20 protein-coding genes are annotated in these 24,981 nt (G+C 70.9%); 10 read left to right on the forward strand and 10 right to left on the reverse strand.

The annotated features are described in order from the left end of the window. Positions 1 to 30: 30 nt before the first annotated feature. On the reverse strand, positions 31 to 846 hold the full coding sequence (locus tag ACO1BR_RS26195; RefSeq protein ID WP_426797554.1) for an inositol monophosphatase family protein: 816 nt from the start codon (positions 844 to 846) through the stop codon (positions 31 to 33). 56 nt (positions 847 to 902) lie between these two features. Then, positions 903 to 2,057: a ferrochelatase gene (locus ACO1BR_RS26200; RefSeq protein WP_426797555.1), complete on the reverse strand. Its 1,155-nt coding sequence runs from the start codon at positions 2,055 to 2,057 to the stop codon at positions 903 to 905. Between the two features lie 169 nt (positions 2,058 to 2,226). On the opposite strand from ACO1BR_RS26200, the gene ACO1BR_RS26205 reads away from it, so the two are divergent. Together ACO1BR_RS26205 and ACO1BR_RS26210 are read left to right on the forward strand one after the other, a co-directional pair. Next, positions 2,227 to 3,513 carry an MFS transporter gene (locus ACO1BR_RS26205; RefSeq protein ID WP_426797556.1) on the forward strand — a complete coding sequence of 429 codons (1,287 nt, stop codon included), beginning with the start codon at positions 2,227 to 2,229 and terminating at the stop codon, positions 3,511 to 3,513. A 434-nt stretch (positions 3,514 to 3,947) separates the two neighbouring features. Then, on the forward strand, positions 3,948 to 5,288 hold the full coding sequence (locus ACO1BR_RS26210) for a D-arabinono-1,4-lactone oxidase (RefSeq protein WP_426797557.1): 1,341 nt from the start codon (positions 3,948 to 3,950) through the stop codon (positions 5,286 to 5,288). A 127-nt stretch (positions 5,289 to 5,415) separates the two neighbouring features. Here ACO1BR_RS26210 and ACO1BR_RS26215 read toward each other — a convergent pair whose 3' ends face one another. After that, entirely contained in the window at positions 5,416 to 6,627 is a 1,212-nt protein-coding gene (locus ACO1BR_RS26215; protein WP_426797558.1) for a hypothetical protein, read from the reverse strand. Between the two features lie 497 nt (positions 6,628 to 7,124). On the opposite strand from ACO1BR_RS26215, the gene sepH reads away from it, so the two are divergent. Beyond that, positions 7,125 to 8,192: a septation protein SepH gene (sepH, locus tag ACO1BR_RS26220; RefSeq protein WP_426797559.1), complete on the forward strand. Its 1,068-nt coding sequence runs from the start codon at positions 7,125 to 7,127 to the stop codon at positions 8,190 to 8,192. Positions 8,193 to 8,309: 117 nt separating this feature from the next. On the opposite strand, the gene ACO1BR_RS26225 is transcribed toward sepH, so the two are convergent. Further along, positions 8,310 to 9,149 carry a sulfurtransferase gene (locus ACO1BR_RS26225; RefSeq protein ID WP_426797560.1) on the reverse strand — a complete coding sequence of 280 codons (840 nt, stop codon included), beginning with the start codon at positions 9,147 to 9,149 and terminating at the stop codon, positions 8,310 to 8,312. A 248-nt stretch (positions 9,150 to 9,397) separates the two neighbouring features. On the opposite strand from ACO1BR_RS26225, the gene ACO1BR_RS26230 reads away from it, so the two are divergent. Continuing rightward, positions 9,398 to 10,171 carry a VOC family protein gene (locus tag ACO1BR_RS26230; protein ID WP_159507657.1) on the forward strand — a complete coding sequence of 258 codons (774 nt, stop codon included), beginning with the start codon at positions 9,398 to 9,400 and terminating at the stop codon, positions 10,169 to 10,171. Positions 10,172 to 10,231: 60 nt separating this feature from the next. On the opposite strand, the gene ACO1BR_RS26235 is transcribed toward ACO1BR_RS26230, so the two are convergent. The 3 genes from ACO1BR_RS26235 to ACO1BR_RS26245 form a co-directional block, all read right to left on the reverse strand. Beyond that, a complete protein-coding gene (locus tag ACO1BR_RS26235) occupies positions 10,232 to 10,927 on the reverse strand; it encodes a thymidine kinase (protein ID WP_426797561.1) in 696 nt (231 codons plus the stop codon). Between the two features lie 122 nt (positions 10,928 to 11,049). After that, the gene (locus ACO1BR_RS26240; RefSeq protein ID WP_426797562.1) at positions 11,050 to 11,427 is read right to left on the reverse strand and encodes an IS3 family transposase; all 378 of its coding nucleotides are present in this window, start codon (positions 11,425 to 11,427) and stop codon (positions 11,050 to 11,052) included. Positions 11,428 to 11,607: 180 nt separating this feature from the next. Beyond that, the gene (locus tag ACO1BR_RS26245) at positions 11,608 to 11,880 is read right to left on the reverse strand and encodes an IS3 family transposase (RefSeq protein WP_426797580.1); all 273 of its coding nucleotides are present in this window, start codon (positions 11,878 to 11,880) and stop codon (positions 11,608 to 11,610) included. On the opposite strand from ACO1BR_RS26245, the gene ACO1BR_RS26250 reads away from it, so the two are divergent. Beyond that, positions 11,848 to 12,036: a hypothetical protein gene (locus tag ACO1BR_RS26250; RefSeq protein ID WP_426797583.1), complete on the forward strand. Its 189-nt coding sequence runs from the start codon at positions 11,848 to 11,850 to the stop codon at positions 12,034 to 12,036. The genes ACO1BR_RS26245 and ACO1BR_RS26250 overlap by 33 nt on opposite strands. Before the next feature lie 791 nt (positions 12,037 to 12,827). Here the strand turns inward: ACO1BR_RS26250 and ACO1BR_RS26255 are convergent. The 3 genes from ACO1BR_RS26255 to ACO1BR_RS26265 are packed head-to-tail and all read right to left on the reverse strand — an operon-like array spanning position 12,828 to position 16,667. Next, complete coding sequence (locus tag ACO1BR_RS26255) at positions 12,828 to 14,525, reverse strand: ADP-ribosylglycohydrolase family protein (protein ID WP_426797563.1); 1,698 nt, start codon at positions 14,523 to 14,525, stop codon at positions 12,828 to 12,830. 46 nt (positions 14,526 to 14,571) lie between these two features. Continuing rightward, on the reverse strand, positions 14,572 to 15,270 hold the full coding sequence (locus ACO1BR_RS26260) for a DarT ssDNA thymidine ADP-ribosyltransferase family protein (protein ID WP_426797564.1): 699 nt from the start codon (positions 15,268 to 15,270) through the stop codon (positions 14,572 to 14,574). Further along, complete coding sequence (locus ACO1BR_RS26265; protein ID WP_426797565.1) at positions 15,267 to 16,667, reverse strand: UvrD-helicase domain-containing protein; 1,401 nt, start codon at positions 16,665 to 16,667, stop codon at positions 15,267 to 15,269. Before ACO1BR_RS26265 ends, ACO1BR_RS26260 begins: the two co-directional genes overlap by 4 nt. A gap of 2,392 nt (positions 16,668 to 19,059) precedes the next feature. Here ACO1BR_RS26265 and ACO1BR_RS26270 point away from each other — a divergent pair. From ACO1BR_RS26270 to ACO1BR_RS26290, 5 genes are all read left to right on the forward strand, one after another. Further along, positions 19,060 to 19,770: a Crp/Fnr family transcriptional regulator gene (locus ACO1BR_RS26270; protein ID WP_426797581.1), complete on the forward strand. Its 711-nt coding sequence runs from the start codon at positions 19,060 to 19,062 to the stop codon at positions 19,768 to 19,770. Between the two features lie 95 nt (positions 19,771 to 19,865). Further along, complete coding sequence (locus ACO1BR_RS26275) at positions 19,866 to 20,735, forward strand: hypothetical protein (RefSeq protein WP_426797566.1); 870 nt, start codon at positions 19,866 to 19,868, stop codon at positions 20,733 to 20,735. 5 nt (positions 20,736 to 20,740) lie between these two features. After that, entirely contained in the window at positions 20,741 to 23,260 is a 2,520-nt protein-coding gene (locus tag ACO1BR_RS26280) for a hypothetical protein (RefSeq protein WP_426797567.1), read from the forward strand. Beyond that, positions 23,253 to 24,311: a hypothetical protein gene (locus tag ACO1BR_RS26285; RefSeq protein ID WP_426797568.1), complete on the forward strand. Its 1,059-nt coding sequence runs from the start codon at positions 23,253 to 23,255 to the stop codon at positions 24,309 to 24,311. Before ACO1BR_RS26280 ends, ACO1BR_RS26285 begins: the two co-directional genes overlap by 8 nt. Beyond that, on the forward strand, positions 24,308 to 24,856 hold the full coding sequence (locus tag ACO1BR_RS26290) for a Pycsar system effector family protein (protein ID WP_426797569.1): 549 nt from the start codon (positions 24,308 to 24,310) through the stop codon (positions 24,854 to 24,856). Before ACO1BR_RS26285 ends, ACO1BR_RS26290 begins: the two co-directional genes overlap by 4 nt. Positions 24,857 to 24,981 lie beyond the last annotated feature (125 nt).

Raw genomic sequence — 24,981 nt, forward strand, 5'->3', positions numbered from 1 at the left:
CGCTGTCCTGTGCGCATCCCGCGGAGCGGGTCAGTCGTGCCAGGCGCCGAGGTCGTCCAGCAGCGGCTGGAGCTCGGCGAAGAGGGCCGGTGAGGCGGCGAGCGTCAGCTCGTGGGAGGCGGCCTTGCCGGGGCGGCCCCCGGTCAGCGCGCCGGCCTCGGTGGCGATCAGCACCCCGGCCGCCAGGTCCCAGGGGTTCAGCCCGCGCTCGTAGTAGGCGTCGAGCCGGCCGCAGGCCACGTCGCACAGGTCGATCGCGGCCGAGCCGCCGCGCCGGATGTCGCGGACCTGCGGGATCAGGGTGCGGGCGACCTCGGCCTGGGCGGCGCGGCGCTCGGTGAGATAGCCGAAGCCCGTACCGACGAGGGCCTGGGAGAGCGGCGGGGCGGGCCGGTGGCGGATCGGCTCGCCGTTGCGGAGGGCTCCGCGGCCCCGGACGGCCTGGTAGGTCTCCTGGCGCATCGGGGCGGCGACGACCCCGACAATCGCCTCGCCGTCCTGCTCCGCCGCGATCGACACGGCCCAAGAGGGCAGCCCGTAAAGGTAGTTGACGGTGCCGTCCACGGGGTCGATGACCCAGCGGACACCGCTGGTGCCCTCGACGCCGGCGCCCTCCTCCCCCAGGAAGCCGTCATCGGGGCGCCGCTCCCCGATGAAGTCGGTGATCAGCTTCTCGGAGGCGAGGTCCATCTCCGTGACGACGTCGATGGGGCTGGTCTTGGTGGCGGCCACGCCGAGGTCGGCGGGGCGGCTGTCGCGCAGCAGGGTGCCGGCGCGGCGGGCGGCTTCCAGGGCCAGTTCGAGGAGTTCGTCGTGGAGGGGGTCGGGGTGCTGCGCGTCGGGCACGATGCTCCTTGCTCGGGTGAGCGGGGTCGGGGGCGTACGGGGCCTGGGCGGCGGGGTTACACGGGGGCCTGGGCGACGGGACCGTCCCAGTCGGCGCCGGCGGCGGCCGGGCGAGGGGTGCGCGCGGGGCAGCAGCCGATGGGGCACAGGTCGTGTCCGGCGCCGAGCGCGCCCAGGGCGCAGCGCTCCGGGGTGCCGCCCCGTTCGGTGGCCGCGCGCTCCAGGAGGAGGTCGCGGACGGCCGCGGCGAATCGCGTGTCGGCGCCGACGGTGGCCGAGCGGGCGACCGGCAGTCCCAGTTCGGCGGCCTTGGCGGTGGCCTCGGTGTCGAGGTCGTACCTGACCTCCATGTGGTCCGAGACGAAGCCGATGGGCGCCATGACGACGGCCGGGACGCCGGCGCCGTGCAGCTCCTCCAGGTGGTCGCAGATGTCGGGTTCCAGCCACGGGATGTGCGGGGCGCCGCTGCGCGACTGGTAGACGAGCCGCCAGGGATGGGCGACGCCGGTCTCGTCCCGTACGGCGTCGGCGATCACCTGCGCGACGTCCAGGTGCTGGGCTACGTAGGCGCCGCCCTCGCCGCCCTCGGTGTGCTCGGCGGGCGTACCGGAGGTGTCTGCGGCTGCGGTGGGGATGGAGTGCGTGGTGAACGCGATGTGGGCGCCGGCCCGGGCGTCCTCGGGGAGTTCGGCCAGGGAGGCCAGCACCCCGTCGACCATCGGGCGGATGAAGCCGGGGTGGTTGAAGTAGTGCCGCAGCTTGTCGACCCGGGGTACCGGCAGGCCCTCGGCCTGGAGGGCGGCGAGCGCGTCGGCCAGGTTCTCGCGGTACTGCCGGCAGCCGGAGTACGAGGCGTAGGCGCTGGTGGCCAGGACGGCGATGCGGCGGTGGCCGTCGGTGACCATGGTGCGCAGGGTGTCGGTCAGGTAGGGCGCCCAGTTGCGGTTGCCCCAGTAGACGGGCAGGTCGAGGCCGTGTTCGGCGAAGTCCTTGCGCAGCGCGTCGAGGAGTTCCCGGTTCTGGGCGTTGATGGGGCTGACGCCGCCGAACAGGAAGTAGTGCCGGCCCACCTCCTTGAGGCGCTCGCGGGGGATGCCGCGGCCGCGGGTGACGTTCTCCAGGAAGGGCACGACGTCGTCGGGGCCTTCGGGTCCTCCGAAGGACAACAGCAGGAGGGCGTCATAGGGGCGGGGATCGCGCTGTTCGGGCATGCCTCCGATCCTCCCACCCCGGCCCCGGATACGCGGGGCCAGGCCCCCGGTGCGGCCGGCCGGAACGCGGCGTAAAACGGGAGGCGCCGGGCGCCTCTTCGCCCGTAAGCTGTATCGGCCACAGACATTCCTTACCGAGTTTCGGTCCTCACCCGGCGGAGCACCCCCATTGCCCAGTCCCTACCGCGCCATCTTCGGCCGCCCCGGCACCAGGTCCTTCTCGGCCGCCGGGCTGCTGGGCCGCATGACGCTGTCGATGACGGGCATCGGCGTCGTCACGATGGTGTCCCAGCTGACCGGCCGCTACGGCCTGGCGGGGGCGCTGTCCGCGACGATCGCGCTGTCGGCGGCCCTGATCGGCCCGCAGATCTCCCGGCTGGTCGACCGGCACGGCCAGCGGCGGGTACTGCGTCCGGCCACCCTGGTGTCGCTCGCCGCGATCGCCGGACTCCTACTGAGCGCTCAGCAGCGCTGGGCGGACTGGACGCTGTTCTGCTTCGCTGCCTGCGCGGGCTGTGTGCCGAGCGTCGGGTCGATGGTCCGGGCCCGCTGGGCGGAGCTGTACCGGGGCTCCCCGCGCGAGCTGCACACCGCGTATTCGTGGGAGTCGATCGTCGACGAGATGTGCTTCATCCTCGGCCCGATCCTGTCCATCGGCCTGTCCACGGCCTGGTTCCCGGAGGCCGGGCCGTTGCTGGCCGCGGTGTTCCTGGCCGCGGGGGTCTTCTGGCTGACCGCGCAGCGTACGACGGAGCCGGTGCCGCATCCGCGCGAGCAGCAGGCCAAGGGGTCGGCACTGCGCTCTCGGGGACTGCGGGTGCTGGTGGGGACGTTCGTCGCGACCGGCGCGATCTTCGGGGCGATCGATGTGGTGACCGTCGCGTTCGCCCAGGAGCAGGGCCACAAGGCCGCGGCGAGCCTGGTGCTCGCGGTGTACGCCCTCGGGTCGTGCGTGGCCGGTGCGGTGTTCGGGCTGCTGCACCTCTCCGGACATCCTGCCCGCCGGTGGCTGGTGGGCGTCGCGGCGATGGCGGTGAGCATGGCGCCGCTCCAGGCGGTGGCGTCGCTGACGGGATCGCTGACGCTGCTGGCCGCCGCGCTGTTCCTGGCGGGGCTGTCGATCGCGCCGACGATGGTGACCACCATGGCGCTGGTCGAGGAGCATGTGCCGCGGGCGCAGCTGACCGAGGGCATGACGTGGACGAGCACCGGCCTGGCGGTGGGGGTCGCGCTCGGCTCCTCGGCAGCCGGCTGGGTGGTGGACGCCGCCGGCGCCGACCACGCCTATCTGGTGCCGCTGACCGCGGGCGTACTCGCCGCCCTGGTCGCGCTCGCCGGCTACCGCTGGCTCCGCCCGCGGTCCGCGCCGGCTCACTCCACCCCGGCGGCCAGGGGCATCCCGTCCCCGGCGAAGGCTCCGGCCGACGAGCGGCACGACCCGTCGAGGACGAACTGAAGCATCGAGGAAGCCGCCCCCGGTCGAACCGGCCCCCGAGCGCAAGCCGCGTCGGTGCTCCTCTCTGCACCATCGGAAAACCCGACGCTCCTCTCTGCACCATCGGCGAAACCGACGCTCCCCTCTGCACCATCGGCGAAGCCGACGTACCCCTCTGCTCCACAAGCCCCCGTGTCACCCCCGCGGCTCGCCTTCAGGTGGTGGGCGCTCCTGCACCCGTTCGGTCACCGGGCGGGCGGTCCCGCCAACGTCCCGGCCAACACCCCTAGTTACCGGCGGTACGACATGTCCGAAAGCCGGGCGATTAGGGCCGATTCCTTGGCGATGTGATTCCCGTCACCCGGCCTGGATGTCGTGTCGGTGACTGACATCATGCGCTCACACCAACGGCGGTCGTACGCGGCCGGCCCGCGCGGAGGGGAGGGGACGTCACCATGGCGGTCACCGATGTCATCAGCGGCTCGGGAGGACGCGGCCCGGGAGGGCCCTGGCGCAACTGGGCGGGCAACGTCACCGCCCGCCCCGCCCGAATCGCGGCCCCGGCGAGCACCGAGGAGCTGGTCGCTGCGGTGCGCGCCGCCGCCGCGGAGGGGCTGACGGTCAAGGCGGTCGGCGCCGGGCACTCCTTCACCCCGGCCGCGGCCACCGACGGGCTGCTGATCCGCCCGGAGCGGCTCACCGGCATCCGCAGGATCGACCGCGAGGCCGGGACGGTGACCGTCGCCGCCGGCACCCCGCTCAAACACCTCAACCGGGCACTGGCCGCGCACGGACTGTCGCTGACCAACATGGGCGACATCATGGAGCAGACCGTCTCCGGGGCCACCAGCACCGGCACCCATGGCACCGGCCGCGACTCCGCCTCGATCGCGGCCCAGATCACCGCTCTGGAACTGGTCACCGCGGACGGCTCGGTCCTCGGCTGCTCCGCCGACGAGAACGCGGACGTCTTCGCCGCGGCGCGGCTGGGCCTGGGCGCGCTGGGCGTCGTCAGCGAGCTGACCTTCGCCGTGGAGCCGGAGTTCCTGCTGACCGCCCGCGAGGAGCCGATGCCGTTCGACGAGGTGACCGGCCGCTTCGCCGAACTGGTCGCCGAGAACGAGCACTTCGAGTTCTACTGGTTCCCGCACACCGGCAACTGCAACACCAAGCGCAACAACCGCAGCCAGGGCCCGGCGGCGCCACCCGGGAGGGTGAGCGGCTGGATCGAGGACGAGTTGCTGTCCAACGGGGTGTTCCAGGTCGCCTGCGCCGTAGGGAGGGCGGTGCCGGCCGCCATACCGGGGATCGCCAAGGTCTCCAGCCGTGCGCTGTCGGCGCGTACGTACACCGACATCCCGTACAAGGTGTTCACCTCGCCACGGCGGGTGCGCTTCGTGGAGATGGAGTACGCGCTGCCCAGGGAGGCCGCGGTCGAGGCGCTGGGACAGCTCAAGGCGATGGTGGAGCGGTCGGACCTCAGGATCAGCTTCCCCGTGGAGGTCCGGACCGCGCCGGCCGACGACATCGCCCTGTCCACCGCCGCGGGCCGGGACACCGTGTACATCGCGGTGCACATGTATCGCGGGACGCCGCACCAGGCGTACTTCGCCGCCGCCGAGCGGATCATGACGGCGCACGACGGGCGCCCGCACTGGGGCAAGCTGCACACCCGCGACGCCGGGTACCTCGCCGAGGTCTATCCGCGGTTCGGGGAGTTCACCGCGCTCCGCGACCGGCTGGACCCCGAGCGCCGCTTCACCAACGGGTATCTGCGCCAGGTCCTGGGCGACTGAGCGGTGCGGCGCCCGGCGCCCCGTGACGGCCTCGGCCCGGCGCCCCTGGATGGGGCACCGGGCCGGGCCGGAGGGCGATCCACCGGGTGAGGCGGTCCACCCCTCAGGAGGGGCGATCCTTTGTCCGTCAGGGGGTCGTCGGATCGGGCGACTGCTGGGTGTCGGGGTTCTTCTGGCTCTGCTGGTGCCCCGGGGTCGCGCCGCCGTTGGAGCCGTCGCCGCTGCCGCCGTCGGTGCCGGTGGAGTGACTCGGGGACGGGTTCGGGGACGAGGACGTGCCCGGGCTCGGAGAGCCGGAGCCGCCGTCGGAGGGCGTCGGCGACGGGGACTGCGTACCGCGGTCCGTCCCGCTGCCGGAGCCGGTGTCGCCGGACCGGCTGGGGCCCGGTGACGGCGTCCCGCCGCTGCCGTCCCTGCCGCTCCCGGAGGAGTGGCGTGGGGTCGGCGCCGGAGTGCTGGGCCGCTGCGGGACGAACCCGGTGATGTTGCTGATTGTGGTGCCCTGCTTGCCGCTCGCCGTCTCACCGGTGAACAGTTCGGTGGCGGTGACGGCGCCCATCGCCAGCACGAACACGACGAGCGCGCCGAGCGCGGGCCGCTTCCAGCCGCGCAGCCGGGTGCCGTACGTCGCGGTGTTCTCCTCGTCGACAGCCACCGGGGAGCCGGGCTCGCCGGCCTGAGGAAGTACGGCCGTCGCCGCGGCCTCCTGGGAAGCGGCCTGACGCAGGGCCATGGTCCGCTCGTCGAGACGCGCGACGAGCTGCGTCCTGTCGGTGCCGTCGGCGGCCTGCGCTTGGCCGGCGCCCTTCCCCGGGCGCAGCGCGCACGTGGCGTCGCGGTCGACGGTGCGCAGCAGGCGCGTGGGGTCGTCAGCCGGGTGGGCGCCGGCGGGATCGCGGCGGCGCGCCTGCTCGGCGCGCGGGATGAGTTGCGTACGGGCCGCGGCGGGGTCGGGCTTCCGGGCCGCTACGGAAGTGACGGTGTCCTCCGCGCCCTGCTTGTCGAAGGTGGGCAGCACTCGTGTGGGGCCGGCGGGTTCCGCCTGCCCGGTGGTGGATCGGGGTCGAGTGGTGGAGAAGCGGCGTGGCTTCGGCCGTGTGGTGACGGCCGCTTCCTTGATCTGCTCGCCGGTGCGCCGGAACAGGTGCTGGAATATGGAGCCGCCGGTCGTGGCGACGACACTGACGACACCTGCGCCGATGATGGTTCCGTAAACACCGAGCTGACCCGCGAGGTACGCGGCGGCGGCCGCGGCGAGAGCGCTACCGGAGACCTGGGCGAGGCTCAGGTCTATCCGCTTCTCTTTCTTCTTCGTGTCGGTTTCGGTTTTTTCGTCCATCTCCTACCTTTGATCGCCCCTTCGATCCATCTTGCATGGAGAAGTGACCGAGTGGCGGAGTCAATAGTTCCGAATCTGGGGAATCTGTGAAACTCGACACCTTCACTGCAGGTAGAGAGGTCGACAAGGCGACTCAACTCCGTTGCCTCGCGAGAACTTCGGCGGCGCGGCGGTCCACCTCGGTGGCCCGAATGGAGTACTGTGGCGAGCCCTGGCCCCGGTTCCCGTCCGGCTGCCCGGACCCGCGGGAGGGGCCCTGAAGGTGGCACCCCTCCTTGGGGCGCCGCCGCTCGGCACGGGTGATCGATGACAGGGCAAGCGGCATGGTCACTGAGCGTTGCGAACTGGTAACCGTGTCATAACGGCGTTTCTGGGCCAAGCCTCGACACGCCGGGCAACTCGGCAATGTTGTGGCAGGCTGCACCCGGGCAGGCCACACTCGACTAGCGGAAGCAGCGACGCACGTGACGTCGGCAGGCACCACCCGGGAGGTCCCCATGCCCGAACTGCGTGTCGTGGCCGTCTCCAACGACGGCACACGGCTGGTGCTCAAAGCTGCGGACAGCACCGAGTACACGCTTCCGATCGATGAGCGGCTGCGCGCCGCCGTCCGCAACGACCGCGCACGCCTGGGCCAGATCGAGATCGAGGTCGAGAGCCACCTGCGCCCGCGGGACATCCAGGCGCGGATACGAGCAGGTGCCTCCGCGGAGGAGGTCGCCCAACTCGCCGGCATTCCCGTCGACCGGGTGCGCCGCTTCGAGGGGCCGGTGCTCGCTGAGCGGGCATTCATGGCCGAGCGGGCACGCAAGACCCCGGTCCGGCGGCCAGGCGAGAACACCGGCCCGCAGCTCGGCGAGGCGGTCGCGGAGCGACTGCTGCTGCGCGGCGCCGACAAGGACAGCGCCCAGTGGGACTCCTGGCGCCGCGACGACGGCACCTGGGAGGTGCTGCTGGTCTACCGGGTCGCCGCCGAACCGCGCTCGGCGACGTGGACGTACGACCCGCCGCGACGGCTCGTCCAGGCTGTGGACGACGAGGCGCGGGCGCTGATCGGCGAGAGCGACGACACCCCCGAGCCGAGCTTCCCGTTCGTGCCCCGGATCGCGCGGCTGCCGCGCGACCGCCCGCTGGACCGCGCCCTGGACCGCCAGATGCCCGATCGCGGCGACCGCACCGCGCCGTCCGGCGGCGAGGAGCGGGACGAGTCGCGGGGTGGCGAGGAGGCCAACGGCGAGCGGGAGCGGGATTCGCTGACCAGCCTGCTGGAGGCGGTGCCGAGCTTCCGCGGCGACATGGTCGTTCCGGAGACCGCCAAGGCGCCGCAGCACGAGGAGCCTTCGGAGGCGGAGGTCGAGGAGCCGCCCGCCCCGGCGGCGAGCGCGGGCGCGGGTTCCGCGTACGCCGATGTGCTCATGCCGCGGGCGGTGGCCGGCCACCGCGACCGGCTCACCGGGACGACGGACCGGCAGGCCGAGGCGGACGGCGTGCGCCCCGGGCGCCGGGCCGCGGTGCCCAGTTGGGACGAGATCGTCTTCGGTACCCGGCGCAAGAAACCCGAGTAGCGCAGGGGCGTGCCGGCCGCGCCGCACTCCTGACGAGACACCCGTCCGCCCGCTCCCTGCTTCCAGGGGGCGGGCGGACGCCGTCGTGCGGGGCCCGTCGCGGGCCTCGATGGGGGCTCAGCCGGGCTGCGGGCCGGTGGCGATGGGCCGGGACGGGTCGGCGGACCATTCACTCCAGGAACCGACGTACAGCGCGGCGGGGATGCCGGCGACCGCGAGGGCGAGCACCTGGTGGGCCGCGGAGACTCCGGAGCCGCAGTAGACGCCGACCTCGGCGTCCGCGGTGGCGCCCAATGCGGCGAACCGCTCGGCCAGTTCGGCGGCGCCACGGAAGACCGTGCTGCCGTCGGCGACGTTCTCGGTCGTCGGGGCCGACACCGCACCCGGGATGTGGCCGGCGACCCGATCGATGGGCTCGACCTCGCCCCGGTAGCGCTCGCCGGCCCGTGCGTCCAGGAGCACGCCGCGGTGGGCCAGTGCGGCCGCGTCGTCCGCCGTCAGCAGCGGCATCGCCCCTGGAGCGGGGGTGAAGTCACCGACCGGCGGAGTCACTTTGTCGACACTCATGGCGCCACCGGACGCCTGCCAGGCGGCAAGCCCGCCGTCGAGAACTCGCACGTCCGGGTGACCCGCCCAGCGCAGCAGCCACCACGCACGGGCGGCGGCCCACCCCTGGCCGCCGTCGTAGACGACCACCGGACGGCCGGCGGTGACGCCCGCGGCCCGCATGGCGGCGGCGAAGACGGCGAGGTCGGGGAGCGGGTGCCGGCCTGCCGCACCAGGCGGCCCGGCCAGTTCGCCTTCGAGGTCGACATAGACCGCGTCGGGCAGGTGACCGGCCTCGTACGTGGGGCGTCCGGGCGGGCCGCCCATCTGGTAGCGCACGTCGAGAAGCAGCGGAGCCGCGGGACCCGCCAACTCGCTCGCGAGTTCGGTAGCGGCGATGATGGCATTCATGGGACTCATCCTTGCGTAGCGACGGCTACGTACAGAAGGCGGGTGCCCACCCTCCGTATGGCGGAGTTATGCGGCGGCGTAACGCCGCCGAAACGGACGAGAAACATCAAAACGGGCATTCTCCCTCGCGAACGCGCCGTGGACGGCGCGGCCGGGGCGCACAGCAGGTCACAGGGTGCGAGCATCTGCTCGGGACCCGCGCCCGTACCGCAATGGCCAGCACCTGATGCTCCGAGGAGAGAGTGACGATGACGACCGAGGCAGCAGCCCGGCGGATGCCCGGCGCGCCCTGCTGGGTGAGCCTCCTGGCACACAGCCTGTCCGCGACGCAGGAGTTCTACGGCGCGCTCTTCGGCTGGGAGTTCCGCCCGGGACCGCAGCATTTCGGTCCGTACGCCCGCGCCTTCCTCGACGGCCTGGAAGTGGCCGGCGTCGGCGAGCTGGCGGCCGACCGGAACCTCCCGGTCGCCTGGACCACCTATCTGGCCAGCGACGACGCGGACGCCACCGCCGAGCAGATCCGCTGCTGCGGCGGCACGGTCGGCGTCGGGCCGCTGGACGCGGACGACGCGGGGCGGATGGCGATCGGCTCCGACCCGCAGGGGGCGATCTTCGGTATCTGGCAGGGCAGGTCGATGCCGGGCACCGCGGTCAGCGGGGAGCCGGGCACCCCGGTATGGAACGAACTGGTCACCCAGGAGACGGACTCCGTCGGGCCCTTCTACGAGCATGTCTTCGGCTTCGAGGCGGAAGCCGTGGTCTCGGCCGACTTCGACTACCTGACGCTGCACATCAAGGGGAAGCCGGTGGCGGGCATCCACGGTGTCGGCAACGCCCTGCCGCGTGACCGGGGGCCGCACTGGATGACCTACTTCGCGGTGTCGGACACCGATGCCGCGGCCCGCAGGGTCACCGAGTTGGGTGGGCGTGTACTGCGTCCGGCACGGGACTCGGCGCACGGCCGGCTGGCTACGGTGGCGGACAGCGAGGGCGCGGTCTTCACGATCATCCAGCAGCACTGAGCGGGGCCGGCGGCGGCGCCGCGTCGCCACCCCGCAACGGCCTGCCCTACGGGGCGGTGCCTAGGTGTATTGGCTCGCGACGTCGACCGGCAGGACGTCCGGCGAGAGCGCCGCCGCACGGGCGGTCGCCGAGGTCTGCCGGCGGCGGTGGTGGCGCCGGCACAACACCTCGTAGCCGACCTCCGGCTGCGGCCGCTCCGCACCGTCGTCGGCGGCGTCCCCAACCACGTCACCGACCACGACCTGCGCGCCTTCCACGACCATCCGGCCGTCGACGGTACGGGCGTTGTGTGTGGCGCGGGCGCCGCACCAGCACAGCGCCTCGACCTGCAGGACCTCTATCCGGTCGGCGAGTTCGACCAGCCGCTGGGAGCCGGGGAAGAGCTTGCTGCGGAAGTCGGTGGTGATGCCGAAGGCGAAGACGTCCAGTGCCAGGTCGTCGACGACGCGGGCGAGTTGGTCGACCTGTTCGGAGGTGAGGAACTGCGCCTCGTCGGCGATGACGTAGTCGACCCGGCCGCCGGAGCTGAGGTGGCCGACGACATGGGCGTAGAAGTCTATGTCCGGCGCCGCCTCGACGGCCTCGGTGGCGAGGCCGAGACGGGAAGAAAGCTTTCCGCGACCCGCCCGGTAGTTGCGGCTGTAGATCATGCCCTGCAGACCGCGGGCCGAGCGGTTGTGCTCGATCTGCAGCGCCAGTGTCTTCTTACTCGGGTATCCGCCATGTCTGGGTGGGCTCTCCGTGGAAACCGACAACTCCACCGCGATCCCTACGGTGCTGATGTGTGCGGCGCAAGAACGGCCTGCGGATCATCTCGGCCGAGCTCGGCACCTCCGCCGGACTCGTGGTGACGGCGCGGGAGTTGTTGGGGGCAGCGTCACCGCTCCGTGAGGTCGAACCGCAGCCTCAGCCGGGTACCAGGGCGGCGTCGTTCAGCGGATCTGTCCGGTTTGATCGCAAGATGCCGAGGGTTGCCAGCGGTCAGGTGGCGTCGCGTGCATGGCGACGGAGTCTGACAGCGATGCCGGTGTATCCGGTGAGCCGGAGGGAAGCCGTCGATGTACTCGAAGAGCGCCACGTTCACGTCGGTCCCGGTGGCGAAGACGCGGCCGCGGATGCACTCGGTCTTGATCAGCATCCACAGGTTCTCCGCAAGGGCGTTGTCGCATGAGTCGCCCACCGATCCCATCGGTGCTGCAATTCCGGCTCTCACCAACCGAGTTGTGTGCTTGATCGACGTGGGTTGGGTTGACATCCGTGGTCCGTGTGATGGATGAGCTGTCCGGGCTCGACCTCCCGGCTGGCCAGGGCATTACTCCAGCGAGGACAGGACCAGGTCGGCATCCGCGTGTGGCCGCGGTCTCCCAGGCCACCACCCGGCGGGAGAAGGCGTCGCGGATCGCCGACAGCCACAGCGGCCCCTCACCGGTGGGGATCATAGTGAGGTCGGTGCCCCACAGCCGGTTCGGCGCCGGTGCGGTGAAGTCCCTGCCCACCAGGTCCGGGGCCAGGGTGGCTTTCGGATCCCGGCGTGTGAAGCCCTTGCGCCGCGGGCTGATCCCAGCGAGACGTCCTGGCGCATCCGGCGCTCGACCCGCTTACGGCCGACGTGGACACCCTCGCGTTTGAGCACGGCGTGGACGCGCGGTGAGCCGTAGATCCCGCCGGAGTCGGCATGGATCTGCCGGATCTGCTCGGTCAGCTCCACGTCCTGGCGACGGCGAGCGCACGGCTCCCGCTCAGCGCGGCGCCAGCGGTAGCAGGTGGACGAGGCGATGTGCAGTTCCCGGAGTACGGGCTCGACCCTCAGATACGGGTGCTCGTCGAGGAGCTCGGTCACCTGGGCCGGATCGGGTCGAGCTGAGCGGCGAAAAAGTACCTGTGCCTCCGCTGTGCGGCGCCACCGTGGCGGGATGAGAATCCCGGGGCGTGCGGGCGGCTGTGGGGCGTGAGGTTCACCCTTCGAGGGGGTTGTTCGATGTGCCGTCGGTTCTGGACGCTGGTGGTGTGGCGTCCGGGCAGACGTCGGTTCGGCTTGGTCGCGGGGGAGCCCGGAAAAGTATGACGGTGAGGCTTGAGGGATCGTTGCCTGCTGCTTCGAGCGCGAATCTCAGACTCTTTGTCAGGTAGGCCCCTTCCGGACGGCACGCCGGTGCTTTGCCGGTCGGAGGAGGCCAACGATGCAGGTGATCTATGAGCGGTGCGCCGGGCTTGATGTGCAGCGGGACACGGTGGTGGCCACCGTGCGCACCGGGACGGCGGCGAGGTTCGCGAAGTACGGAGACCCGGGCGTACAAGATCCACGCGCTCTCTACAAGTCGTGGGGACGAGGACATCGGCCCAGAGCCAGCCGTCACCGGCCTCGCCGGTCCTCACCGTGATGATCTGTGCCACCGCCGCACCCTCATCTCCATTTGACGCGAGACGGTTCACACACTCGGACCGGGCACGTGAGTGCTTGGGCTACTCAGCAAGTGGCGTCGGGTGCCAATGGCGGGTAGTCCCGCGTCATGACCCATGTGGTCGGCGGGGAGCGCGTAACCGGCGTCAAGGACCAGCCGGGCCCCATCCGGCGTATCTGACAACCCGGCAACCAGCGTGGCCATCAGGCGCCTTCAAGCGGATGTCAAGACGTTCCGACGGCCGGTCGCGCCGTCACCCCGCGGGCGGCTCTGCATTGTTGACGGAGACGATCAGATACGGGTCGATCCGTAGCCAGAACGCACCACGGTCCCGTTGGACCGCTCCGTCGAATCCCATCCCGCTCAGCCGCTCCCATGCCGCCCGGACGTCGCTGACCGCGACGCGGAGTTGGGCTCCCGGAACGTCCGCGGCTCGTTCCTTACGGTACGACTGCCTGATGACCAGGTTCTCGTAAGAGGCCCAGTCATTGCCGCAGCGGAACGTGGTCAGCCCCAGGGCTGTGAGGGCTTCGTTCACGCGGACGATGTCGCTGACGGGCAAGTACGCGCCCTGCAGCCGGGCTTGCACAGTTTGCCGGTTCTCGACGTCCGCAGGAGCTTCTGCGCGAGGCACAGCGTGGACATCTCCCGTTTCCACGCGCCGCACCCCACGGACAAGGAAAAGGTCCTGGCCGTCCGCAGTGGTCAGACGAATGCGCTGTGCCGACCAGTTGCCGGCCATCAGCGTGCCTCGACTCACGACGCGTGCCTCTCGGCGCTCCGGGAGCAGAAGGCCGGCTCCGATGTCGGCGCCGTCGAGTCCTTCGAGGAACCGCGACCGTGCCTGAGCGGCCTCGTCCGGGGAGGGCGGAGTCAGCGGCTCGGGGACCGGCCGGAGCAGGTTCTCGGCCAGCGCGTTTAGCAGAGGCGCGTCCTGGACGGACCGGCCGTACGAACCGAGCCATTCCTGCCCCAGACCCGCGCCGAGCAAAGCGGCGGTCATCGATGCCAACGTGTCTGTGTCCGCGCCCTCTTGGCGTGCTGGAACGCCGACGCCGCGCTCGGGGCTGGATGCGGACCGCGCCGCAAGGTACATGGCGGCAACCGCGCACAGGGTCCCCGAGCCGCGAGTCTTCGTCCGCGTCAGACCATGCGACTCCAGAAAAGCGGAGGGAGCGCTGAGCGCGCCGCTCTCCAGCGAGGCGCGTGCGCTGTTGAGGAGTTCCTCCACTTCCTGCACAGTGTCGTCCCAAGCGCGTTCGTAGCCATCCGGGAACGCCTGGGACGCGGCGTCCAGCCAGCGCCGATCCAAGCCCTGCCACACCGGTTCCTGCCAGTCCTTCAGCCCGTCCAGCGCCGCTTCGACGAGCCAGCCGTAGGTGAGCGGCGCGGGCTGTCGCAGGCTGACCCACAGGGCGTAGGCGTGCACCAATGCTCCCAGGAGGGCGCGAGGATGCCCGTGCGTCGTCGCCGCGTCGTGAACCACGTCGTGTGCCAGGTCACCGAAGGTGCCCTCGTGATGGGCGATGACATGCGGCGCGATGCGCATGGCCGCACCATTGGCTCCGGCGCCGAAGTACTTATCCTGATCGCCGACCCGATTGCCCCAGGCCGCGCCCTGCTTCTCCCAGGCTCGGCAGGCGCGCTTGACACCGGCCCCGGCTCCACGTTCGTAGTCGAGAAGGAAGGGCCACTCCACTCGTTGCAGCCAGGGGAGCCACTGGTCTCCCGCGGTAAGACGAGCACGGGCCACGGCAATCAGCATCTGGGTGTCGTCACTGTACTCGCCGGGCCCGATGTCCTCGACGATCGGACGGAAACGGCTTCCAGCCATACGCCGCCAGGCGAAGAACCGTCCGGAGACCTGGCTCAGGGGCGGCAGTGAGTGCGTCCGGTCCCGCCGCTCGTAGGGCCAGCCCATGGCATCCCCGACGGCAGCCCCGACGAGCATGCCGCGGGCCCTGTCGGTCCATGGGTGAAGCTCAGCGTTCACGTGTTCACTCTGCCAGAGTCGCTCGTGGGATGTACGGGGTCTCCAGTGGCCGTATGCCGGAGCGTACGGAGTTGCTCAGGGCGTACTTGTCGAAGAGCACAGGCGCGACGACCAGGGGCGGCAGCAGGGCCGCCATGTCGAACTGCGTGAGCCTGAAGTGCTCCAGGTCCGCCTGCTGCTCATCCCGGACAATGACCGAGCGTACGGCGGTCAGCGGGATGGTGCCGGGTATCTGTATCTCGGCCTGGTCGTCCGTAGGCCACCACGTCGGATGCGCGCGTTCCCGCTTCCGTGTGGCATTGCCGGTCACGGTCGGCGCGAACAGGGCGTCGAAGGCATCGGCGCCGGGCAGGGCACCGGCGCTCTCGTCCCGTGCCGAGTTGTACGGACAGAACCGCGTGCCCGGCGTGGTAAGCAGTTCGACGTCCAGCGTGAACACCACCCAGTCCCGGAAGTGCGGGTCCCGGCCCGCAGCCTGGGACTGGTACCACGCGTTCGGGTACTCGACGCTCAGAAAGCTTCGGTCCGGTGCCCCGTCCAGGCGCTGGGTGTCAGCCGGCCGATAGGCGTCCGCCGCCTCCCGCAGGCTGGCCACCGACCGTATCTCACGGCTGTCGAGGATGTGCGACAGGTTGGCCGACTTGGTGCAGTGGCACAGTCGTGTGACACCGCGGGCCCTGGCGCGGGCGATGATGTCGCTCACGAGGCCACCCGGACGTACAGGTCCGACATTTCATTCGGCAGCAGATCGGTGAGTTTGCCGGAGTGCAGAATGACGAGTTCCGTACGGGCCCGTGTGACCGCCACGTACAGCTGCCGCCCTTCGCGTGCCTTCGCCTCGTCTGGGCCGTGGGCCGCCACCTCGCTCGGTTTCGGCAGTTCATCGGCGTCGCAGAACGGGAGGATCACCGAGTCGAACTCAAAGCCCTTCGCCGCGGAGTACGTCCCGTAGAACACCCCGGGCTGGTCCGTCCAGCGTGGGAGATCACGGTGCAGCCGTTCGACGGGGACATGGCCGCCAGCGAGGAGGGGCTTGAGCTCGGCTTCGTGTTCCCGTGTGCGCATCAGGATGGCGACCTGGCGATCGGCTCCCAGTGCCAGGGCCGTACGCGCGGCCTCGGCAAGTTGCCGCTCCTTGCTCGGGCTCTCCAGGATAGTGGGCTTCGGGCCGTCAGCCGCCGGGCGGGTCGGCGGGATGAGGTCAACCTCGTCCTTGAAGTACGGCATCTCGGAGATGACCTGGGCGAGTTGGGCAATCTGGCGGCTGTTGCGGTAGTTGTGGGCGAACTCCGCGATGCCTCTCGGCACATGAAGCCCCAGGGAGCGCCAGGACATCCGGCTTCCGTAGATCTGCTGCGCGTAGTCCCCGAAGAACGTCAGTGAACCATCCCCGGGGATGGCTGCCGCGAGGCTGCGGATCATCTCGGGTGTGAAGTCCTGGCCCTCGTCGACGACCACATGCCGGTAGTGCCGCTCGGTCGGGTCGTCCTTGAGGAGTGCCAGGGTGGACGACGCCATATTGTCGAAGTCGTAATCGTACCCGGACTCGGCGCGCAGCTGCTCGTAGCGCTGGTAGATCGTGAAGACGACTTCACGGTCGGACTGCTGGAGCGGCTTCCCCCGGCCGACTCGTCGAGTGCGGCCTTCCACATACGTCTGCCGATCGACGCCGTGCCCGACCAACCAGTGCAGCTCGTCCAGGAAGAACTCAAGCGGGCGCTTGACCAGCGCCCGGGCGGGAAGTCGCTCGCGGGCCTCCTCCAGTGCCTGGTCGACCAGTTTCTCCTTGAGCTTGTATATGCGCACCGACACCTTGGTGCGGTGCGCGAGGTAGCCGCGGGCGAAGGTGTGGTAAGTCTCGATCTGCAGGTTCGGAGGTGCCGTCCCCATGCCCTTGAGGTAGGTAACGAGCGCCTTGTTGAAGGTAACCAGCAGGGTGCGGCCTCCGATGCCCGGAGCCGTGGCCAGATAGTGAGCCCGGTGGACCGCCATCGTCGTCTTGCCGCTGCCCGCCGTGCCGAGAACGACGCAGTGACCGCGTTCATTCAGGGAGACGACGTCCCTCTGGTGACCCTTCGGTTCAGGTAACGAAAGCCCCATCGCGCCAGTATGACGCGTCCATGGTCACTCGGCATAGGGAGTCAGCAACTTGGCCGCCAGGGGCGTGCACGCCGTTGCCACAGCACTTCCACCACCCGCCGAGGATCGTGAACCGCATCCAGAACAAAAGCACCTGGGAAGCGGCGTCGACCAGCGAGGACTAACGAGATCCGTTTTTTCCGCGGGCCAGCGCACGTGCGTCCATGAAATCCCAAGTCACGACTCCGTCACCTCGGATGGCTGCACGACTAGCAGAACACGGCTTTCCGCCACCGGCGTAAGAGGAGCCTGAGCAATCCCTGGAGCGCGCCAGCCCATTCCGCAGGCAGCGGGGGCTGCCCAGTTGTTCTCAGGGCCCCGCACCGGAGTTCGACAGGATGACCGAGAGGCAGTTCGTCCAGCGAGAGGAGCTGGGAGCCCATGCTTCAGTGCGAGCGAACAGGCTGTTTCCACCCCACGGCCGGAGGAGTGACGCCTGCCAATCCGTCCGCCAAGCCGACCTGCTGGACACCGCCTGCCTCCAGCAGGAACACCCACCCAGTATCGCCCGCGACAACACACTGTTCCTCGCCGCACGGCACATGGGAATGGAGAAGGGCTCGCGTCGGGTCCTCGGCACCCTGGTCGCCGAATCTCTCCTCGACGCCTACCACGACCGCAGGGGCGCGGGAGCGACCGCCCCTGCCCCCGGGACGACGCGCACGGGGCCACAGGTGCCCGGCGCCCTGGTGTCCCGGGAAGAACTGCGGCGTAGCGACTACTCACTCAACCCTCTTGACCATGTCGAACTCCGGAGCGACGGCGGGGACGACTTCGAGCACGAGCTCGTGTCCGCCTGGGAGCAGCTGAGCGACGCCAAGGAGCACCCACGGAACGTACAGGACGCCACGCCCGGCTGCCGTCCGTCGGGGACCACGGACCACTGCTCCGGAGGAACCAGCCGGCCTGCACAGCCAGCCTCAACTCGCTATGCGAGATCCAGGCCGGACCGTCCTATTCCAAGTTCGGCACGAAGCAGCGCAGCACCAACAGCCCGGTTCCCGTGGTCTTCCCACGGCATCTGAAGAGCCGGCGCATCAGCGACGAGGCAGACGAGCGGATGACGGAGGAAACGGCCCGTCGGCTGAGGAACTTCGAGCTGCGGGACAAGGACATCGTGTGTGTCCGCTCCGGCGCGATGGTTCCGCCAGCGCTAGTGCAGCAGCATCAGGTCGGCGGGCTGACGAGCCCCAATGTCATCCGGCTCCGATGCTCGCGGGGCAGGAGGAGCGGGTGCTGCCGGAATACCTGTTCCACTACCTGTGCTTGGACGAGTCCGCTGAACGGCCTTGACGAGCTGGACCGCGCGCATCTGGCCGTCGCCGCCTCAGTGCGGCACACCCACATCGCCCTGACCGGTGCGCTACAGGGCCCGTCTGCCGAATTCGCCCCTGGCACCTTCCCCCGCCACCGATTCGAGAAGGAACCACGGCGGCCAAGGTGACGAGTACGTCGGCTATGGCGGCGGCCATGGGGGCGGCGGTGACGACTGCGTCGAAGTCGTCGTCATCTGCCTATGCCAGATATCCCGCATAGGCTCTGGCGAGGCGGCGGAGGAGGAGGGCGATGTGACCGTCAGTCCCTCCCTCCCCTCCGCCTCGCCCATGGCCTGAAGCCTGTTGCCGAATTCGATTCCTGAAGGGCGCGTCGCATCGAGCCTATGCGCGGCGACGGGTCAGGGATTTCCCTTCCGTACGGCGGAGATACTCACGAGTAGGCCGACCGACTCCGGTTATCCGGCGGGCTGAGAGGCGATTCCCCGCTCGCCTCGCCGCGTAAGAAATCACCGTATTTTTCCATGAATTGATCGTCCAGGCCTCGCGTCCGCTGGCGTCTCGCCGTCGGGGCCGAACATCAGGTCTGGACCTTTACCCCCGCGCATGCCGCCGGGCCGCTTCTGCCCGATCGGGGGGGCATTTCGACATCCCCCCTCGCAGCGGCGGTGGCCTTCTCGCGAGTCCGTGCGAATTCGTTGCGGAATAGTCAAATCCCCTTGATGCGGGCTGAATCGCCACGTGGCCGAAACCCGAGTTTTCGCCAAGCTCACCGCCCGGGTCTCACTGCCGTCGTCGATGCGCCCGGTTGCCCCCGGGGGTGGTTCCCCACCTCGGGGACGTCGGGGGATGCGGGGGCCGCGACGGGCGGTCGGGAAGTAGGGGCAACCGTACAGAAGGCGAGCGCGTGTCGGATCTGAGGGAGGTCCAGCCAATCTGCCTGGTGGTTCGTCAATTACTGGGCAGTACAAGTGGCATGGCGCGATTCAGTCCATCCGAAGCCTCGCCCGAAGCGTCACTCTGCGACCATCGGCGCCAACGAAATTCAGGCCATACGGATTGCCGTGGGGGGCGTGGCCATGGGGCTGCTCGGCGACGAGCTGGCGTTTGCGCGGGCTCTGACAGCCCAGGAAAACGAGGGCGTGATGGCCCTCGGACGCCGGAAGCGCTACGCGGCCGATGCCCAACTCCTGGCGGAGGGTGATCGGTCCAGTCACGTCGTGATCGTCCTTCAGGGGTGGGTCACCGTCTCCGTGGCCACGGACCGTGGTGCCACCCGGCTGATCCTCGGCCTGCGCGGCCCCGGTGAACTGCTCGGTGAGATGGCCGCGCTGGACAGCCACCCCCGCAGCGCCACCGTGCGCGCCCTGGGGCCGATCGAGGCGCAGGTCATTTCAGGAGACGCGTTCCGCCGATTCCTCGCGCTGCACCCACGGGTCAGCAGCCTGGTGATCCGCCAGCTCACCTTCCGGCTCCGCAGCGCCGACCAGGAACGGTCCGCACTCGCCTCGCTCACCGTATTGCAACGCCTGGCCGCCCGGCTCACGGAGCTGTCCCGCGCCGAGCCCGCTGGGCCCTACACCCCTTCCGTACCGGGCCGTTCGCATGCGGGCACCGTTGTCCACCTGGCCCAGGACGAGCTGGCCGCCACGGTCGGAGCCACCCGCGAAGCCGTCGCCAAGGCCCTGCGGCTGCTGCGTGCCCAGAAGTTCGTGCGCACGGGCAACCGGATGGTGGAGATCCTCGATCCTGCACTGCTCGCCCTCCTGGCGGACGGTCATCACGAGTAATTCCACGCCCGGTCGTGTGTAAACGGCTACAGACGGCCTTGGCCCCGGGCCCGAAGCTTGGGGGAACGGCAACCGAACAGGACAAGGGGCACGGGGTGGACGACGACGCCATGGATGTCGGCGAAGCACGCTACGAGTTGGTGATCAGCGTCGACGCCCGTAGTTCCGGAACGTACGACGACGTGGACAAGCCGCGGATGCGAGCCCGGATCTACCGGGTCCTGGAAGCGGCGTTCACCCATGCCAAGGTAGCGCGGGACGCGGTCCACATGGAGGACCGCGGCGACGGTGTGCTGCTATCGGTGGCCGGGCGGATCGCGGTGACCCGGCTGCTCGGCCTGTGGCTGGTCGAGGTGCACGAGAACCTGCGGGACGAAAACCGCGCGCTGCGCGTACCTCTGGGTCTGCGCGTGGGCATGCATGTCGGCCCGGTCCGGCACGACGACCGGGGGATCAGCGGACGCGCGGTCGACCTCGCCTGCCGGCTGGCGGACTCTCCCGTCGCCCGGCGGCTGCTGGACGCCGAGCGGGCCGACCTCGTGCTGGTGGCCTCGGAGTCGCTGTACGAGGACGTGGTCAGCAGCGGCGGCAAGTTCGTCGAGCCCGCGCGCTACTCCGCGGCCCGCCTGTCGCTCAAGGAGGGCGAGGTCACCGCCTGGTTCCACCTCCCCGGCCGGCCCGCTCCGGCGATTCCCGACGACGCGGGCTCCGGCACGGGCACGGGCGATCCGCCGCCGGCCGCTCATGCGCGGATGCCCGAGAAGCCCGAGCAGGGCGACGTCCGGGCCGCCGACGCAGACGACGCGGACGACGCCGCGGACGCCGGAGCGGACGACGATGACCGGTTCGGTGCCTCCGGCGCCCGGTACACCGTTCACGGCGACCTGTCCCAGCACAGCGACAACGTCTACCAGCAGTCCGTGCACATCGGGCGGATCACCGGCGCCGAGCGACGGAAGGGCTGAGCGACATGCCCGACGAATATCAGGCGGACGGTTTCCCCGAACCCGCACCCGGGAGCGCGGCCGTCGGCCGGTCTCCCGAGGCCGGCAACGCCGACAACCAGGCCAGGGGCGGGGAGAGGGACGACAGGGCGCCCGGGGAAGTCGGCGCGGCAGACGGCGACGGGGACGCCGCCCGCGACGAGGCCGCGGAGAAGGAGCGGGAGCGTGCCGCGGAGCGGTTCAGGGAGCACATCCGCGATCCGCTCGCCGAGGAGCAGAGCGAGGACGGGCCCACCGATCTCGCCGCCGCGTCGCGGGCCCGCCGCTCCACCCGGATGCTGTTCGACACCGGCCGGGACCTGAACAGCTTCGACCGTTCGTACATCCGGAGCGCCCATATCGGCGACATCCATCTGCGGATGGATGCCCGCCAGTCCGCCGCGGGGATGCGCAGCGGGCCGGTGCCCGACGAGGAGCTGCGCAGGCTCCGCCGGGTCCATGTGGAGCCGGAGGGGTACCTGGCGCTGCGCAACGCGCTCCGTGCCCGCCGACTGCTGGTCCTCGGTGCCGCGCCCGGCACCGGACGCACCAGCACCGCGCTCGCACTCCTCGACGAGGTCACCGCCCTCGCGGCGGGCTGCGCAGACGCGGAGCCGCCGGCTCGGCCACGGGTGCTGCGCGTCGATCCGGACGGCGGCGTACGGGGGTTGACCGCATCGCTTGGCGGCGCACCGGGCGGCGAGGACACCGAAGGGCGGCCCGCCACCGGGTATCTGCTCGAACTCGCCCTCACCCAGCCCGGTTCGCCGCCGCCGGACGTGATGGACCTGGACGCGCTGGCCTCGGCTCTCGACGGGTGCCAGGCGTTCGCGGTGATCGTCGTCCCGGTCGGATCGGCGGCGAACCCGCTGCTGGCCGGGCGGTACGGAATGCTGTGCCGGCCCGTGCCCACACAGGAGTTGCTCACCACCCGGCTGCGGGAGCGGCTGGAGGACCATGTCGCCGAGGCCGACGCGCCGGACGACGGACACCGGGCAGCGGACCTGCTGAGCCAGGCGGAGGAGCTGGCCGGCCGGGAGGACGTCAGGGACGCGGTCGGCCTGAAGGACCTGCGCCCCGCCGAGGCCGAGCTGCTCGCGTCGCTGCTGGCCGGGCATCTGCTGGAGGACGTCTCCTACGAGGAGTTGCTGGCCGGCTGCCGCAGCCTCGCCGCGGCTCAGGCCCAGGAGTGGTTCGCCGGCGTGGACAGGATGCCGGCCGTGCCCCCGGCCGAGGGGAGCGCGGTGGCGCGGCCGGGCACGGCGGCCCTGTTCCACCCGGTGGCGTTCCGTATCGCGCTCGCCGTACTGGGCGGGGCCTCGCACAGTGCCGTGGCCGCTGCCGCCCATCTGCTGACCTGGGAACTGTCCGTACAGAGCGATCCGGACAGCACCCCCGCCCGCCCGCTGTTCTGCGACGATCCGGAATCCGACGTGGCGCTCTCGCGCGGCGAACTCGTCGACGGCCGGGTCGAGGTGGCCGGCACCGAGGTGGACGCCCAGCTGATCTGGTACCGGGGGTCCGCTCTGCCCGCCGCGGTGCTGTCCGAGATCTGGGACCGGCACTTCCCGGTACGGGCACCGGTCGTCCGCTGGCTGCGGCTGCTGGCGGACGATCCCCGCCCCCAGGTGTGGATGCGGGCCGCGGTGGCCGCCGGTGAACTGTGCGTACGGGACTTCGACCACGGTTACGCGGAGCTGATCCGGCCCCTCGCCGAGGCGGCCACCGCACGCCGGAGGATCTTCGCGGCCACCACGATCGACCAGGCGGCCGGCCATGCCTCGCACCGGAAGGCGGTTCAGCACCTGGTCGACGAGTGGAGCCGGCGCGGGACCAAGTCCCTCCGCTGGACCGCGGCGATGGCGCTGGGCTACGGGAACGCAGCGGCCACGACGGACGACAGTCTGGACGCCCTGGCCCGGATCGGAGTGCGCGACGACGAGGAGCAGCTGGCGGTCGCCTCGCTCAACGTCGTACGGCTGCTGGCGCTCCGGGACAGCGCTACGGTACTGCGGCGGCTGGCCGGCTGGACCCACCACCCGCGCGAGGCGTACCAGGACATCGGTCTGGTGACCACCGTCCGGTTCGCCGTTTCCCGCGTGGCCGAGGTGGTGGACGACGAGCCCGGCTCCCCGCTGGGGGACCGCGGGGATTGGCCGCTGGCGCTCGCGCTGGCCGCCACCCGTCCCGAACTCGTCGGCCCGATGGCCGATTTGCTGTGGACCGCGCTCAACACCCCGCGGTCGCAGGAGGTGGCCATGGACGCGCTGGAGACCTTGCTGCGCTCCGCCGAACGCGGGGATGGCACGGAGTGGACTCGGCCGGGCCTGGCGGCGCTGCTGCCCGCGCTGACGGCCGAGGAGCACGACCGGCGGCGACTGGACTGGCTGCTGCGCCGCTTGATGAACGATCCGGAGAATCCGCTCCCCGACGCGCAGGCGCGCTCCTTGTGGTGGCTCGCCGTCCCGCTGCGGGACCGGACGGGCAAGGAGGAGAGGCATGGCTGAGGACATGGCGAACGGGGGCGCTGACGCGGGTCCGGGGCCCGCGGGTCCGTTCCTGCGGGAGTACACGCCCACGGGTGTTTTCAGGCAGGCGAGCGCCCGAACGGCCTCGGTGCTCTTCTACCGGAACGGCGGCCACAGCGTGGTCACCGTCTCCGGTGCCGAGCACCATGACAAGCGGGCGCTGGCCCGGCCGTACACCGTCTGCGAGATCGCGCTCGGCACCTTCGAGACGACGCTCCAGATGGAGCTGCCGGCCGCGGGCGGCACCGCGTTCTTCAGGGCCGAGGTGGACATCCACTGGACCGTGGGCGATCCGTATCTGGCCGCGACCCAGGTCGTGACCGATGTCGCCCAGCGGCTCACCGCCCCGGTGCTGGAGCGGCTGCGCGAGGTCTCCTCGGAGTATCGGGTGGCCGAGGCCGAGCAGGCCGACCGCGCCATCACCCGCAACTGCGCCAGCGGGCGCTGGGACGACCTCGGGTCCGAACTCGGCCTGCGGATAAGGCTGTACGTCCGGCTGCGGGTGGACGATCGGACTATCCAGCACATGGACGGCATCCGGGACGCACATGCCTCAGCCGAGCTGACCCGGGTGCACCAGGACAAGTTCCGGGCCATGCTCCAGGGCGGGGAGCTGGACCAGCTCAGCTACATGCTGGCGGCCGAGCCCGAGGCGGCCAAGGACTTCCTGGAGAAGATCCGCCAGGAGGGCAGGCAGGACGAGAAGGAACGCGTCGAGCGGCTCTTCGGCCTGGTCGGCAGTGGCCAGGTCCACTCCAATGACGTGGAGACCCAGGCACTGGAACTCCTCAATCGCGGCCGCCACCGCATCCGGGGGCCCATCGGCTCGCTGCCGGCCCGCCGGGACACCCCGGAACTGGAACCGCCCGCGGCCGAGCCGTTCACCCCGGACTGGGTGGCGGACGAACCGCCCTCCGGGGCGGGGCGCCGGCCCTCGCTGCAGAAGGACGAGGACACCGAGCCGGAGCCGCCGCGCCGCCGGAGCCGCAACCGGGACGACGGATGGTCCTGGGTGGAGGAGGACCGGTGACCGCCGACGGCGAGGTACGGACCTCCCCGGACCCGGTCGTGCCGGTGCCGGACGGGGGTCGGCACCGCCACGACCGGGCCGGGGAACGCATCGCCGAACACCTGCTGAACTCGGTCCGGGAGGACCTCGGCCGGGCCGACTCTAAGGCGGCCGTGCTGCTCTCCGCGGCGCTGGCGTTGCCCGCGTTCCTGATCGGGGGGAACGGCGTTCCCGACTGGCACGGGCCCGCCGACCTCACGCTGGTCGCCGCGGGCGTCCTCTGGGCGGTCGCGGTGGCCGCGCTGGTCCGGGCGCTCATGCCGCGTACCGGCACGCTCCGCGCCCAGCACGGCGTGACGTACTTCAGCGACCTGCTGACCCGGGACGTCGGGCGGCTCTCCGCCGAGATCACTGAGGCGGGGCGAGACCCGGCCGGGTGGCTGCTCGTACAGGCCGTGGACGTCAGCGCGATCCTGGCCGCCAAATACCGGGCCATCCGCTGGGGAGTGGGCGCGCTGAGCCCCGCCGCGGCACTGGCACTGACCTGGAGTCTGACCGCACGCTGACCGCGACCGCCCCGCGCCGCCGCCGGGCGGCGCGGAGCCATCACGCACACGAAGCAGAGACGAAGCAAGGGGACGGCCGTGGGAACAGGCAGGGCAAGTCGGCGGACGAGAAGGGGTCAGGCGCG

Source organism: Streptomyces sp. YGL11-2 (genome assembly GCF_050054615.1).
Lineage (GTDB): Bacteria > Actinomycetota > Actinomycetes > Streptomycetales > Streptomycetaceae > Streptomyces.

Excerpts from the sequence above, each read along its gene's own strand:
- ACO1BR_RS26200 (WP_426797555.1), bottom strand. The coding sequence starts at position 2,057 with ATGCCCGAACAGCGCGATCCCCGCCCCTATGACGCCCTCCTGCTGTTG.
- ACO1BR_RS26210 (WP_426797557.1), top strand. The coding sequence starts at position 3,948 with ATGGCGGTCACCGATGTCATCAGCGGCTCGGGAGGACGCGGCCCGGGA.
- ACO1BR_RS26215 (WP_426797558.1), bottom strand. The coding sequence starts at position 6,627 with ATGGACGAAAAAACCGAAACCGACACGAAGAAGAAAGAGAAGCGGATA.
- sepH (WP_426797559.1), top strand. The coding sequence starts at position 7,125 with ATGCCCGAACTGCGTGTCGTGGCCGTCTCCAACGACGGCACACGGCTG.
- ACO1BR_RS26225 (WP_426797560.1), bottom strand. The coding sequence starts at position 9,149 with ATGAATGCCATCATCGCCGCTACCGAACTCGCGAGCGAGTTGGCGGGT.
- ACO1BR_RS26230 (WP_159507657.1), top strand. The coding sequence starts at position 9,398 with ATGACGACCGAGGCAGCAGCCCGGCGGATGCCCGGCGCGCCCTGCTGG.
- ACO1BR_RS26240 (WP_426797562.1), bottom strand. The coding sequence starts at position 11,427 with ATGTCAACCCAACCCACGTCGATCAAGCACACAACTCGGTTGGTGAGA.
- ACO1BR_RS26250 (WP_426797583.1), top strand. The coding sequence starts at position 11,848 with ATGGATCTGCCGGATCTGCTCGGTCAGCTCCACGTCCTGGCGACGGCG.
- ACO1BR_RS26255 (WP_426797563.1), bottom strand. The coding sequence starts at position 14,525 with ATGCTCGTCGGGGCTGCCGTCGGGGATGCCATGGGCTGGCCCTACGAG.
- ACO1BR_RS26265 (WP_426797565.1), bottom strand. The coding sequence starts at position 16,667 with ATGGGGCTTTCGTTACCTGAACCGAAGGGTCACCAGAGGGACGTCGTC.
- ACO1BR_RS26270 (WP_426797581.1), top strand. The coding sequence starts at position 19,060 with ATGGGGCTGCTCGGCGACGAGCTGGCGTTTGCGCGGGCTCTGACAGCC.
- ACO1BR_RS26280 (WP_426797567.1), top strand. The coding sequence starts at position 20,741 with ATGCCCGACGAATATCAGGCGGACGGTTTCCCCGAACCCGCACCCGGG.
- ACO1BR_RS26285 (WP_426797568.1), top strand. The coding sequence starts at position 23,253 with ATGGCTGAGGACATGGCGAACGGGGGCGCTGACGCGGGTCCGGGGCCC.